10 protein-coding genes are annotated in these 14,316 nt (G+C 45.1%); 4 read left to right on the top strand and 6 right to left on the bottom strand.

The genetic code is table 11. The annotated features are described in order from the left end of the window. Positions 1-29: 29 nt before the first annotated feature. Both AC0VYA_RS21650 and ilvC read right to left on the bottom strand, forming a co-directional pair. A complete protein-coding gene (locus AC0VYA_RS21650) occupies positions 30-362 on the bottom strand; it encodes a hypothetical protein (protein WP_011576940.1) in 333 nt (110 codons plus the stop codon). A gap of 555 nt (positions 363-917) precedes the next feature. After that, complete coding sequence (ilvC, locus tag AC0VYA_RS21645; RefSeq protein ID WP_475489635.1) at positions 918-2,402, bottom strand: ketol-acid reductoisomerase; 1,485 nt, start codon at positions 2,400-2,402, stop codon at positions 918-920. 144 nt (positions 2,403-2,546) lie between these two features. On the opposite strand from ilvC, the gene ilvY reads away from it, so the two are divergent. Beyond that, positions 2,547-3,401 carry an HTH-type transcriptional activator IlvY gene (ilvY, locus tag AC0VYA_RS21640; protein WP_006994967.1) on the top strand — a complete coding sequence of 285 codons (855 nt, stop codon included), beginning with the start codon at positions 2,547-2,549 and terminating at the stop codon, positions 3,399-3,401. Here ilvY and AC0VYA_RS21635 read toward each other — a convergent pair. From AC0VYA_RS21635 to AC0VYA_RS21625, 3 genes are all read right to left on the bottom strand, one after another. After that, complete coding sequence (locus AC0VYA_RS21635; RefSeq protein ID WP_475489634.1) at positions 3,398-4,528, bottom strand: PepSY-associated TM helix domain-containing protein; 1,131 nt, start codon at positions 4,526-4,528, stop codon at positions 3,398-3,400. The two genes, ilvY and AC0VYA_RS21635, sit on opposite strands and share 4 nt — an antisense overlap. A gap of 234 nt (positions 4,529-4,762) precedes the next feature. Beyond that, on the bottom strand, positions 4,763-6,277 hold the full coding sequence (locus tag AC0VYA_RS21630; RefSeq protein WP_475489633.1) for a YifB family Mg chelatase-like AAA ATPase: 1,515 nt from the start codon (positions 6,275-6,277) through the stop codon (positions 4,763-4,765). Positions 6,278-6,374: 97 nt separating this feature from the next. Continuing rightward, the gene (locus AC0VYA_RS21625; RefSeq protein ID WP_473477094.1) at positions 6,375-6,995 is read right to left on the bottom strand and encodes a TRIC cation channel family protein; all 621 of its coding nucleotides are present in this window, start codon (positions 6,993-6,995) and stop codon (positions 6,375-6,377) included. A 449-nt stretch (positions 6,996-7,444) separates the two neighbouring features. On the opposite strand from AC0VYA_RS21625, the gene ilvD reads away from it, so the two are divergent. Then, complete coding sequence (gene ilvD / locus AC0VYA_RS21620; RefSeq protein ID WP_473477092.1) at positions 7,445-9,292, top strand: dihydroxy-acid dehydratase; 1,848 nt, start codon at positions 7,445-7,447, stop codon at positions 9,290-9,292. Next, positions 9,292-10,842, top strand: coding sequence for a threonine ammonia-lyase, biosynthetic (gene ilvA, locus AC0VYA_RS21615; protein WP_475489632.1), 1,551 nt, complete (start codon positions 9,292-9,294; stop codon positions 10,840-10,842). The genes ilvD and ilvA overlap by 1 nt, the downstream gene beginning before the upstream one ends. Before the next feature lie 93 nt (positions 10,843-10,935). On the opposite strand, the gene plsB is transcribed toward ilvA, so the two are convergent. Further along, complete coding sequence (gene plsB, locus AC0VYA_RS21610; RefSeq protein WP_473477088.1) at positions 10,936-13,371, bottom strand: glycerol-3-phosphate 1-O-acyltransferase PlsB; 2,436 nt, start codon at positions 13,369-13,371, stop codon at positions 10,936-10,938. Between the two features lie 193 nt (positions 13,372-13,564). Here plsB and lexA point away from each other — a divergent pair, with 193 nt between their 5' ends. After that, the gene (gene lexA / locus AC0VYA_RS21605; protein WP_011576932.1) at positions 13,565-14,188 is read left to right on the top strand and encodes a transcriptional repressor LexA; all 624 of its coding nucleotides are present in this window, start codon (positions 13,565-13,567) and stop codon (positions 14,186-14,188) included. The last annotated feature ends 128 nt before the right edge of the window (positions 14,189-14,316 follow it).

The raw sequence follows: 14,316 nt of genomic DNA, 5'->3' as shown, positions 1-14,316 counted from the left end.
TTTCTGAAGCGGTGGGTAGTTCTGAAGATTTACTTAACTAAACGAATAGCGGGACGCTGAATTTTAGCCGGTTCTATCTCAATTACTTTTGAGCTACGAACCCCGTTTTTCATCCGGTCATAAGATACATATTTCATATCTAATGATTCGCAGAACTTGTAAATGGTTAAGAAGTCGCTCTTAGAAAGTTCTTCATTGTCTTTGGTAAGCTGTGTATCAATATACATCTGCTCGCCATTTGCTGTAAGCATAGCTACAGCTGAATAGGGATCGCCATGGTTGGCTACTTTGAGTGCTCTAACCATTTTTACTTCAAATACCCAATCGCCCATTTTAGTCATTCTAGTGATTCTTTCGCTCATTGGATTTCCTGTTGTGTTAGTGGGTACATACTTAGGGAGTTCGGGATCATCCTATAAGCAATACGTGGGCCATGTTGCTGATCGCGCTATGTAAGGGATGTCGGCAATAAGTCATCGTTTAATGTTTCTTTTTTGCTACAGTGCTATTCGATAAGTGCCGAAATTGTTAAAAAGTTGTACTCATTTGGCATGGTTAAATTTTTGACCTTTGATTTATAAGATAAAAATGCTCCCGAATGGGTGTATGTATTCGGTAACACTCTTTTTATTTTATTTAAGGATTGGGACATAGTTTGAGACAAAATCAGTTATTGAAAACTCTTCTTGGAAAGTTTAACTAGTCATGTCGGGTAAAATAATTGGTCGCACATAAGTAACAGATCCTAGCAATAAACTGAATTTGATCCTGCATTTCCACCCTTTTAAGAATTTGTTTTAACGTGAGTTTTAGAATATCACCCATAAAAAAGCCCAGCCAAATTGGCTGGGCAAAGAGGGCTTTTTACAGCACCTAACGACAGAAATCGTTCAATTTACTATTCGTTACTAGAAGGGTTACACCGCTTCAACTATGGCTTTCATGTCAGTCATGTAACCGCGTAGTGTATCGCCTACACTTTCAACGCCATGCTCACGAATGGCTTTGTTAACGGCTACAAGTGTTTTATTGTCAACGCTATTGCTAGCTGCAGCGAAAGGCTTACCAATTAACTCTGTACCAATGCTTGGCATTAATTTATTAGCCAATAAAGGAATGGCCGCGTTAGCGAACAGGTAGTTGCCATATTCTGCAGTATCAGAGATAACTACATTCATTTCGTACAAGCGCTTACGGGCGATCGTGTTAGAAATGAGCGGCGTTTCATGCAATGACTCGTAGTAAGCAGACTCAGGTAAAATGCCCGCTTCAACCATAACGTCGAATGCTAACTCAACACCCGCTTTGATCATGGCCACAATGAATACACCGTTATCGAAGAATTCTTGCTCATCGATTTTACCATTGTATTCAGGCGCATTTTCAAAACCTGTTTGGCCTGTTTCTTCACGCCACTTCAATAAGTTAGCGTCACCATTGGCCCAATCTTCCATCATAGTACGTGAAAATTCACCGCTGATGATATCGTCCTGATGCTTGCCAAATAGTGGCTTTAACATGTCTTTAAGTTGCTCAGATAAATCAAATGCCTTGATTTTAGCTGGGTTCGATAGGCGATCCATCATGTTGGTCACGCCACCGATTTTAAGTGCTTCGGTGATGGCTTCTAGGCCAAACTGAATCAACGCTCCGGCATAAGCGGGGTCGATGCCGTCAGCCACCATTTTCTCGTAACCAAGAACGGCCGCAGCTTGTTGCATACCACAAAGGATCGTTTGCTCGCCCATTAAGTCAGACTTAACTTCGGCTACGAATGAAGACTCAAGTACGCCTGCACGATCGCCGCCTGTTGCGCTTGCGAGTGCTTTAGCGATATCCCAACCTTGTTGCTGAGGATCGTTTTCAGGGTGAACCGCAATTAATGTCGGAACACCGAATCCACGCTTGTATTCTTCACGTACTTCAGTGCCTGGGCATTTTGGTGCACACATCACGACTGTGATGTCTGAACGAATTTGTTGGCCTTCTTCAACGATGTTAAAACCGTGAGAGTAACCTAATGAAGCACCTTCTTTCATAAGAGGCATAATAGCTTCAACAACGCTTGAATGCTGTTTATCAGGCGTTAGGTTGTAAACCAAATCAGCACTTGGAATAAGCTCTTTGTACGTACCAACAGTAAAACCATTACCGCTTGCACGTTGGAATGAATCGCGTTTTTCATCGATAGCGGCTTGACGAAGCGCATAAGCAACATCCAAACCAGAATCTCGCATGTTAAGGCCTTGGTTTAAACCTTGAGCGCCACAACCTACGATGACTATTTTTTTGCCTTTAAGGAAATTACAGCCTTCTGAAAATTCGCTGCGCTGCATGAATCGGCAACGACCAATTTGGTCAAGTTGCTGACGTAAAGATAATGTATTGAAATAATTTGCCATTTTTTTATAAATCCTAGTAAGTGCAACAAGTCAGTGACGATCTCGTGTGATTGAGAGAATAGGGTATTTCATCTATTGAATAAAATGATATATTTGCAACTTAATATTTCATATTCTGCAATAACGTTTTTGTGAAGGAGTAAGATGGACATTCGAAGCTTGGAATTATTCCAACATTTAGCCAGTAGCTTGCACTTCAGCAAAACTGCTGAAGCGTTGTTTGTCAGTCCCTCTACCCTTAGTCGTGTCATTCAACGCCTTGAAGATGACTGTGGCACGCCACTGTTTGTGCGGGACAATCGAAAAGTAAAGCTCACCGCCGCTGGAGCAAAACTATTGCGCTTTTCACAGCAAACCTTGTCTGAATGGAAGAAAGTCAAATGGGAGCTGCAACAAGATCACGAGCAAATTCAAGGCGAATTAAGTTTGTTTTGTTCAGTGACGGCCAGTCAAAGCCATTTGCCAAAATTACTTGATAGCTTTCGTCATCAATATCCCCAAGTAGAGATAAAGTTAAACACCGGCGACCCTGCTCTATCTGCTAGTAAGGTGATGAAACAAGAAGTGGATGCAGCCATTGCCATTCATACCCCTGACTTCCCTCCTGACTTGACGTTCTTACCCCTTGGCGAGGTGCCTTTACTGCTTATCGCACCAAAAGAAACCCAGCTAACCCGTTTGAGCCAAGTGGATTGGCGCGAACATTCTGTCATTCTGCCTGACTCGGGACCATCAAAACGAATTGTGCACCACTGGTTTGCTGAGCAAGGTATTCGACCGCGAGTGTACGCAACGGTAGCGGGTAATGAAGCGATTGTAAGCATGGTAGCACTGGGTTGCGGCTTGGGCATTGTGCCTGAAATAGTGTTAGACAATTCCACCATAAGTCAGCGTGTAAACCGTATTCGGTTGGATGACATTGAGCCTTACCAAATTGGTTTGTGTTGCATCAGTAAGCGGCAAAGTGAGCCTGCTATTCAGGCGCTATTTAACTGCTAACGAAGGGATTGCGTTTTCAAAGTTGAAGACCCTTTTTTGCTCGTGCGCAATCGCCAGCGAGTGAAGCCTAAGCTAAATAAAGCGAATACAATTGAGCCACAAATTACCCACAAAATTCGAAGTGCTAAGCCCCCTACACTGCCATTGTGCAAAGCATGCAACCAACCTTTTATGCTATTTGCAGGGCCATGCTTCCACGCAGAATATGTACTAATGATCTGCCCTGAGTGGGCATCCACGTATACAAATGTATTGGGGAAGCGATGAGATGGATCTTCAGGTATTTGGAAGCGAAACGTATAGAATTGTTGAGCACTTAAATTGTTGTCGGGGGTTTGGATCCATGCCAGACGTGATTGCTGTAGGTCAGCGCCATTTTGAGCAACGTGTGCCTGTCTCGCTGCATTAATTGCATCAGAAATCGGCACAGTATGCTGTATTGTCGTATTCGCAACACCGCTTAGTTTAGAGGCTGTTTGCACTGGCGAAAACAGCAGCCCCAGGACCTTATTTGTTTCTTGTGGCAGGGATAGCATCACGCCAGTGGCAACAAGCAGTAACAAGGGAACGACACTCGCGAGTCCCAGTATTTTGTGCCAATCATAAAGCAAACCGATACGTGAGCGGCGTCGTTTAAATGTAAACGCCCTATGCCACTGGCCTTGCTTCGGCCACCATGAAACTAATCCGCTCACTAGCAAGAATAATGTCGCTAGACCTATGTAGCCTATGACGAAAGTGCCTATTTCACCAAAGAGCAACGTGTAGTGTAAATTGTATAGCCAAGTGGCCAAATAGTGCCCCCAATAGTCTTCGCGAAGCACTGATAGGCCGTCACTGCTTAACCACACCATTAGGGGGGCAAACCCTTCACTACGAGTCTCTACGGGGTTGTAATAACGAGCTGATATCGCTCTTTTGCTGTCACTCACCTCAATTCGCCAAGGGCCTTTTTTATTCGGATACGTTTTATTGAGTGTATGTAATGCGCTGTCCCAACTGCTATCTGTGGCCAGCTGCGAACGTTCGAGTTCTGGGTGTAGCCAAGTATCTATCTCAACATAAAATACTAACACCGCCCCTGAAAGGCATATTATTGTCAGTAATACGCCGAGACTTAAGCCCAACCACAAGTGGAGCCTTCTGATGTATTTGCGAAATGAAAATGAATGCAATGTGAGCCTTGATGCGCCAGGGGATTTTTTGCTAATACCAATTCCAATTCCAATTCCAATAAATTATTGCTGAGTGGCTAATTATTTAATGGAGTGGGTAGAATAAGGACTATTAATAGCCTCGGTTAAGAAAGCATAACCTGAAAGATTTTTAATTCACAAGAAACACTCACATAAAGTGAAAATTTAATTGTAAGCAAGCTGCGCCAACATACGGTCAAAGGCTCGGTAATTAAGGGCTTCAGCCAGATGTTGGCGGGTTATGTTAGGCTGATTAGCAAGGTCTGCGATAGTGCGAGATACCTTCAATACTCTATGGTAGGTACGCAGTGACAAGCCTAATTTTTCAACGGCAACTTGCAAAAAACGTTGATCGTTACTTGAAAGCTGACAGTACTCTTGCACCTCTTTGCTGCCAAGCATAGTGTTGGGTTTGTTGCTGCGCTTAAGGGCAATATTACGCGCAAATACGACTCGCTCTCTGGTTTCTTTACTGCTACATCCTCGCGTCTTAACTTGCTCAGAGAACTCATTGCCGTTGAGCTTAGGCACATCAACTTGTAAATCGATGCGATCTAGAAATGGTCCCGAAATACGATTCAAATAACGCAATATTTGGTCAGCAGTACAGCGCCCGTCATTAAGGCTGCCCGTTGGGCTCGGGTTCATCGCTGCGACTAACTGAAACTGAGCCGGAAATTGCGCTTGTCTAGCGGCACGTGAAATAGACACCGAGCCTGACTCCAGCGGCTCTCGAAGTACATCAAGCACTTTGCGATCAAATTCTGGTAATTCATCTAGAAACAACACGCCGTGATGAGCGAGTGATATTTCCCCGGGCCTTGGCACACTGCCACCACCGACTAACGCGACGGCCGAACTCGTGTGGTGGGGATGGCGAAAAGCGCGCTGCTTCCACGTTTGTGGATTAACCGGTTTACCTACGATCGAATGAATGGCGGCGCTGGCGAGGGCTTCTTCATCGGTCATGGGCGGTAAAATAGTGATCAAACGACTGGCTAACATCGTTTTACCTGTGCCTGGTGGGCCAGTGAATAACAAGTTGTGTCCGCCGACTGCCGCTATTTCTAAGGCACGTTTTGCTGAACTTTGCCCGACCACATCTTGTAAATCTACGTTGTATTCGGCTTCTTGCAAGATGTTGTCAGATGTAAATAAGGGGAGAGTTTTTTGCTTGCCTAAATGGTGAAACACATCAAGTAATTGATATGCGGGGACTATCTTCGCTCCGCTGATAAGAGCAGCTTCATTCGCATTTTTAGCGGGTAATATAGCGGTACGACCCTCCTTAAAACATGCATAAGTAAAGGGCAGCGCGCCTTTGATGGGGCGTATTTCACCGGAAAGTGCAAGCTCCCCTACTAACTCAATTCCCTCAAGGCTTGCGCCTTTTAGTTGATTACTAGCAGCGATAATACCGATAGCGATGGCAAGATCGAATCGACCGCCTTCTTTCGGTAAGTCTGCGGGGGCTAAGTTAACGGTTATACGACGAGCAGGAAATTCAAAGCCTGAATTTATCAGGGCGCTACGCACGCGATCTTTGGCTTCGCGCACCGATGCTTCAGGCAAACCAACTAAGTTAAAACAAGGCAGCCCGTTGGCTAAGTGCACTTCTACAGTAATAAGCGGCGCATCAATGCCGACACTCGCTCTTGAAAATACTACCGCTAATGACATAAGCAAGGCCTTTTGCACGTCAAACTCGAATGCCATAAGGCTAGTCAAGTGAGCAGGTTAGCGCCACTTAGCATAACGAACAAAGCAGTTTAAGGCTTCATTCCATGTGTTCCGGGTTGAATACAGGTAAATGCCAGTGCCATTTCATGGCGGCTAAACGGGTGGTCAGTGTTACCGCAAAGCCCATGATCATGCAGCTATAAGTGGATAAGCCGAGATAAGATCCCGCAATGTACGTGGCGCCGCCAATGATACATGCCGTTGCATACAAATCGCCTTTCAAGACTAATGGAATTTCGCGACAAATCACATCACGAATTAAACCACCAAACACAGCGGTCATGGTACCAAGGGCTATCGCGATAAAAGGGGATGCGCCGTAGCTAAGGGCTTTTTGTAAGCCCATGACGTTGAAAAAGGCTAACCCTATGGCGTCGGCAACTTGCAAATATCGCAGGGGGAAGCGATGGCTAATACGTAGCCATATGATGGTACAAAGCGCTGCGCCTAGAATAGCAAAGAAGAAGCTATGATCTTGCACCCAAAACACAGGCAGATCTAAAATAATATCACGCAGAGTGCCGCCACCAATTGCCGTCACTGAGGCTAAAACGACGACGCCAAAGCCATCCATATGCTTTTTATACGCCATTAATGTGCCAGAGACGGCAAAAACAGCCACGCCCATTAAATCAATCCAATGTAACCAGGTACTCATATTTTTCTCACTGCTATTTGAGGCTGAATGATACCGATAAATGACAAATTCTAAATAGCCAAACTCAGCGTTTGTGTATAAAGGACACAAAAAAAGCCTATAGCATTGCTTGATCCGTTGTGGGGGTTCGTGTTACCAATATAGGCAGTGACGATATACCAAATTTAAATTAGAAATTTATCTAATGTTCTATTCCGACTCGTGCAGCAAAGTAATTATTTTGGTGACAGTGGTGGAGACATGTTCTCCGCGGGGATAGATCTGAATTAACGTCAGATAATTTTAACCCCCCGCACGAAAGTTCGGGGGGTTTTTTGCTTTTAGCGGCAACATTTTTAGAGATATCAATTTCGACAACCGGACGAGGTTTTTCGCGCATACCGTTTCACCTGCGACCTCGACGGATTTTTACACTATTAATGCACTATTTAAGTTAGAGAGAAGAGACAATGCCAAAGTTACGTTCAGCAACCACAACCCAAGGTAGAAATATGGCCGGCGCTCGCGCGCTTTGGCGTGCGACTGGTATGAAAGATGGGGATTTCGGCAAGCCGATTATCGCGGTGTCTAACTCATTTACTCAGTTTGTACCGGGTCACGTGCACCTAAAAGATATGGGGCAGTTGGTGGCGCGTAGCATTGAAGCGGCTGGTGGAGTGGCAAAAGAGTTCAATACGATTGCGGTAGATGACGGTATTGCGATGGGTCACAGCGGCATGCTTTACAGCTTACCTTCTCGCGAAATCATTGCTGACTCGGTTGAGTATATGGTTAACGCGCATTGCGCCGATGCGATTGTTTGTATTTCTAACTGCGATAAAATCACCCCTGGCATGTTAATGGCGTCAATGCGTCTAAATATTCCGGTTATCTTTGTTTCTGGTGGCCCGATGGAAGCGGGTAAAACCAAGCTTTCAGATCAAATCATTAAATTGGATTTGGTGGATGCCATGGTAGCGGGTGTTGATGACAACGTGAACGACGAGCAAAGTGGTGAAATTGAGCGTTCTGCGTGCCCTACATGTGGCTCGTGCTCAGGTATGTTTACTGCCAACTCAATGAACTGCTTAACGGAAGCGCTTGGCTTGTCATTACCAGGTAATGGTTCAATGCTTGCGACGCACGCTGACCGCGAAGGTTTGTTCAAACAAGCGGGTACGCAAATTGTTGAGTTGTGTCGCCGTTATTATCAGCAAGACGATGAATCAGTTTTACCGCGGAACATTGCCAACTTTAAAGCATTTGAAAATGCCATGAGTCTTGATATCGCCATGGGCGGTTCAACCAATACTATTTTGCATTTATTGGCGGCAGCGGTGGAAGGTGAAGTGCCTTTTACCTTGGATGACATTGATCGCTTATCTCGCAACGTACCGCACCTATGTAAGGTTGCGCCTTCTACCCCTCAATACCACATGGAAGATGTGCATCGTGCTGGTGGTGTGCTTGGCATATTAGCCGAGTTGAATCGCGCCGGTTTGTTGCACGAAGACACTCCACATGTGTTAGGCAAATCTATTGGTGAAGTCATAAGTGAGTGGGATATTACCCAACCTGAAAACGCCCATGCCCTCGAGTTTTTCCGTGCAGGCCCTGCTGGCATCCGAACCACAAAAGCATTTAGCCAAGATTGCCGTTACCCTACCGCCGATACCGACCGTGAAAACGGCTGTATTCGTAGCCGCGCAAATGCATTTAGTGAAGAAGGTGGCTTGGCCGTGTTGTTCGGCAATATTGCGCAAGACGGTTGTATTGTAAAAACAGCCGGTGTGGATGAGTCCATTCACGTATTTACTGGTCGCGCACGTATTTACGAAAGCCAAGATGACGCAGTGAAAGCTATTTTAGCCGACGAAGTGATTGCTGGTGACATAGTTGTTATCCGTTACGAAGGCCCTAAAGGTGGACCGGGAATGCAAGAAATGCTGTACCCCACGACTTACTTGAAAGCCAAAGGATTAGGCAAAAAATGCGCTCTTATCACAGATGGCCGCTTCTCAGGCGGTACGTCTGGTTTATCGATTGGCCATTGCTCGCCAGAAGCCGCTAGCGGCGGTGGTATCGGTTTAGTGGAAGAAGGCGACAGCATGACCATTGATATCCCCCAGCGTAAAATTGGTGTTGATATTAGTGATGAAGTGCTTCAAGCCAGACGAGAAAAAATGGAGCAGAGCGCTAATCCTTGGAAGCCAGTCAGCCGTGAGCGTAAAGTGTCACTCGCGCTTAAGGCATACGCCTTATTAGCAACAAGTGCGGATAAAGGTGCTGTGCGCGATGCAAGCAAATTGGAAGACTAATGACCACCAGTGCCCAAGAATATTTAAAAAAGATTTTAATGTCGCCAGTGTATGACGTGGCGGTAAACAGCGAGTTTGTCCATCTAGACAAATTCTCCGCTGTTTTAGGGAATGATGTATGGCTTAAGCGAGAAGATCAGCAACCGGTTAAGTCGTTCAAATTGCGTGGTGCATATAATAAGATCAGTCACTTAGATGATGAAGCGCTAAACGCGGGGATCATTACCGCATCAGCGGGCAACCACGCCCAAGGTATTGCTTATTGTGCCTCTCGCAAGAATATTCAGGCCACTATTGTGATGCCAGAAACCACCCCTGACATTAAAGTGGACGCGGTGCGCAACTTCGGAGGTGCTAACGTCAACGTAGTGCTTCATGGTACTAGCTTCGACCAAGCCAGTGAAGAGTCTAAACGTTTAGCTGCGTTGCATGGGTATACCATGATCCCGCCATTTGACGACCCAGACGTTATTGCCGGGCAAGGGACCATCGCCAAGGAAATGCTTGAGCAAAACCCGAATCTGGATATCGTTTTTATCGCAGTGGGCGGCGGCGGTTTAGCCGCTGGCATGAGTGTGTATTTAAAGCAGCTCAAGCCCAGTATCAAAATTGTCGCTGTAGAGTCCAGCGAATCTGCTTGTTTACAAGCGGCTTTGAAGGCTGGTGAGCCTACTCCTTTGCCCTTTGTAGGGATTTTTGCAGACGGTGTAGCAGTGAAAACCATAGGTATTGAAACATTTCGCTTGTGTCAGCAATACGTAGATGAAGTCATTACCGTTAACAATGATGAGTTATGCACGGCAATCAAAGATATTTTCGATGATACCCGCGTGATTGCTGAGCCAGCAGGCGCATTGTCTGTTGCAGCCATGCGTAAATACGCTAGGCTAAATGACGTTAAGGGTAAAGTCTTTGGTGGCGTGTTATGTGGTGCTAATATTAATTTTCACACTTTGCGTTATGTGTCTGAACGCTGTGAATTAGGTGAGCAAAAAGAAGCCGTATTTGCCGTTAAAATCCCTGAGAAAAAAGGCGCGTTTAAGCACTTCTGCGAACTGCTAGGTGGTAAAACCATCACAGAGTTCAACTATCGTTTTTCAAGTGAAAAAGAAGCGCATATTTTTGTGGGTGTGAAGTTGCGAAGGGGCCAAGAAGAGTTTGCTGAGTTGATGGCCACTTTGAGTGCAAATGACTACCCTTGTCTGGACATGTCAGACAATGAAATGGCAAAACTGCATGTGCGCTACATGGTCGGTGGTCGCCCCCCTGCTCTACTTCATGAGCACTTGTTCTCATTTGAGTTTCCTGAACAGCCAGGAGCCCTAATGACCTTTTTAAAAACCTTGGGCGAACGCTGGAACATTACTTTGTTTCATTACCGTAACCATGGTGCTGCGGAAGGTTTAGTGCTAGCGGGGTTTGATTTCCCTGATAACGAACGTGCTGATTTTGAGCAACACTTAGGTCAACTCGGCTACCAATACTCTGAAGAAACCGAAAATCCCGCCTATAAGTTTTTCTTATCAGACGTGAACGGTATTTTCAGCTAATAATTTGCGGTTATCGGTTAAAAAAATGCGCTCGGTTAATCACCTAGCGCATTTTTTATGTGCTCAATATTCACTCATTAGCGTATACACGATTTAAATTTGCTGAAGTCGTTGAGTGATCTCAGGCGAAATTAATTCCTCCACACTTGCTAGCAGTGCTTCGCTGGTATCTGAATGCTGCAACTGCCCTTCGCTAGATGCGTTGATTAATTCGTTATCTTTCAAGGCGTGAATGAAAGTAGATAGTACATTTTTGTCGAAAAACTCTGGTGAATTAATGCCATGTAACGCCGCTAAACGCTCTGCAAATTCTCGACTCTGTTTTTCTAAGCGACCACGGCCAATGGTTTGTTCCTTCTTAAGAATGGTCAGCACGGCAGCATAACGTTGCAGGGTTTCTTGAATGCTTCGATTCAGCAACCAGAATGAATAAAACGCTTTGCTAGTGGCAGCGGGCGGGCACAGTGTGTCATCTTCAGCACGCAGTAAACCCATATCGATCATCGTGCTAAGTAAGCGATCTGTATAATTCATTGCTTCTTCGTGGCTCATATAAATAAATAGCTCGCGCTGCAGCAAAGGATATAGCTGGCCAACGAGGGAGATGACTTGCGGCCTTGCCAAGCCTTTATGGGCAAATACAATGGCGCTGACTAAGCCAGGTAGGGCAAACAAATGCAAAATATTATTGCGATAATAGGTCAATGCCACCGCATTTTTGCGTTTTAGGGAGATGATAGTGCCAAAACTGTCTTGGGATACTTCCAGCTTATTTAGCTTTAACGTATTTTCTACCAATGCTTTGCCATCAAGCTCAGGGATGCTAGATAAGTCACTGTAAGGCGCGGCCTTTAACAAGTCTAGGTAGTCGTCAATGGCGCGTTCGAGTTCATCCTGTGCCATTGCGTGTTTCTTAGCGGAAAGTAAGCACATGGCGCACAGTGACATACCGCTGACAGCGGCCGCTTGGTTGATTCGGCCCATAACATCATTGGCTAAGGTATTCACGGCAGGGGTTAACCAGCGCGGTTTTTTATCGGGTTCTAAATTTTGTGCTTCACGCCAATCTGGCACTTCGCTATCAAGAAAGTTGCTTAAATTAATTGGATCACCGAAATTTAAAAATCCGTTTCCGTAGTTTTTCAGCTTACGTACCGCGGAGAACACCTGAAAAAAAGATTCTTTCTTTTTGTCTGTGCCTTTGAGCTCTTTCAAATAGCTTGAGACTTCCATTACGTGCTCGTAGCCAATGTATACAGGTACAATACTGACGGGGCGGTTAATGCCTTTAATCAGTCCCTGAAGGGTCATGGCCAACATACCCGTTTTAGGCGGTAGTAAGCGACCTGTTCGACTTCGGCCTCCTTCAGGATAATACTTCACGGAATAGCCTTTGTTGAAAAGTAGCTCTAAATACTCTCTGAATACCGCGGTATACAGCTTGTTGCCGGCGAAGCTGCGACGTAAGAAGAATGCGCCACATTTTCGTAAAATTCCGCCAATCGGCCAAAAATTGAGATTGATACCCGCAGCAATATGCGGTGTCACTAACCCTTCGTGATAGATGACATAAGTTAAAAGGAGGTAGTCCATGTGGCTTCTATGGCACGGCACGTAGATAATTTCGTGGCCATTTTGCGCTAACGCCCTGACTTTATCGGCATGTTTTACTTCAATGCCGTTGTACACTTTGTTCCATATTTTTGTGAGTAAGCGGTCGCCAATTCTTACTAACCCTTCGCGATAATCTGCGGCAATTTCATCGACATATTTCTTCGCTTTGGCTTGTATCTGGTGATTTGACTGCTTCTTGCTGCGCGCTTCGTCGCTAACTGCTTGGCGAACAGAGTCTGCGCCCAATACTGCGTTATATAATTCTTGTCGTTCGAGTAACATTGGGCCTATGAGATTTTGGCGGCGACGATGAAAGTGCGTGCCCGCTAGGCGGATAAGCTTGTGGCCTATTTCTTCATCACTGCCTTTTAAATCTGCCATGGTACGAGAGGATACAGCCTTGCTGTAACAAACGAAGTTATCTCTACCTAAAAACAGCACAATAAAAAACTTACGTAACCAGTTAGGCGACACCTGGTTAGCGATAATATCTGACCAGCCGGATAGCTTTCGGCCGGGCGCTCTGCCCCAAAAAATGGAAACGGGAACGATTTGCAAGTCTAACTCTGGGTGCTCTCTGTGGATCTGGAACAGACGAGTAACATCATCTGCAATTTTGGTGATCTTCACTTTTCGAGTAAGCAAAGAACGTGGTTGTTGTAAAAACAAACATGCGGGTAATTCCTTACCACCGATTTGCACCGGCTCGGAGGGCTTAGGCAAGCCTAAGGAATTGGTAGACATTTTTAAAGCAAATTGATCAGTGACCGAGTGTGTGCGCAATAGATAAATAATGGGTTTGGTGGTATCGATCCCAAGTTCGGTCGCTATATCTGTAGGAATGCTATTAACTTTAACCAGCCATTTTAGCGGAACAGATATCATTGTCAGCAGCAGTTTATGCAGCCATGCCATAAGAGTGGTACCTAGATAATGAAAGACCTGTATAGGATACCACGTTATTCGGCTTTTCCACCCTGCGTAATCAGTTTACAGGTCAGAGGTCTTATAGAAAATTATCTTTAATAAACAACAAAGAAGAAAAATTTGAGATTTAGCAACGACTGTATATACTCACAGTTAAACTGTATGAAACAACAGGCTGTGTATGCGTCCACTAACTCCCAGACAAGAAGAAGTCTTGCAACTGATTAAAACCACCATGCTAGAAACAGGCATGCCGCCAACTCGTGCAGAAATAGCACGGCACCTTGGTTTTAAATCGGCAAATGCGGCTGAAGAACACCTCAAGGCTCTGGCTCGTAAAGGAGCAATTGAGATCTTGCCCGGCACGTCAAGAGGTATCAGGCTCACTGAGCCTTTAGAAGATCAATTAGAAGACCAAGGTTTGCCGCTTATTGGTCGTGTTGCCGCCGGTGAGCCCATTTTGGCTCAAGAGCATGTTGAAATGCATTACAAAGTTGACCCAAGTTTATTTAAACCCAGCGCTGATTTTTTACTTAGAGTTAGCGGCATGAGTATGAAAGACATTGGTATTTTGGATGGTGATTTACTGGCCGTGCATAAAACAACGGATGTGCATAATGGTCAGGTGGTAGTTGCGCGAGTAGATGAAGATGTAACCGTTAAACGGCTTGAGCGAAAAGGTCGACAAGTCGTACTACATGCTGAAAACGAGGATTTCCAACCTATTAAAGTCGATCTAGCGACGCAGCCTTTTAATATCGAAGGTATTGCTGTTGGTGTTATTCGTAATGCTGACTGGATGTAGTTGAACATTTTTTAGGCAGTTTGCTGTTAAGTTATTGATCATTTTCGAGCTTCGCAATGGAGTTCGAAAATATTATTTTATTCCATGAAAACATCCCATCTTACCTATCTTATATTGCCTTTTCGCAT

Source organism: Paraglaciecola sp. QJM3NY_14 (assembly GCF_056173245.1).
The sequence above is the reverse complement of the archived record's forward strand: the minus strand, read 5'-3'. Positions and strand labels throughout refer to the sequence as shown.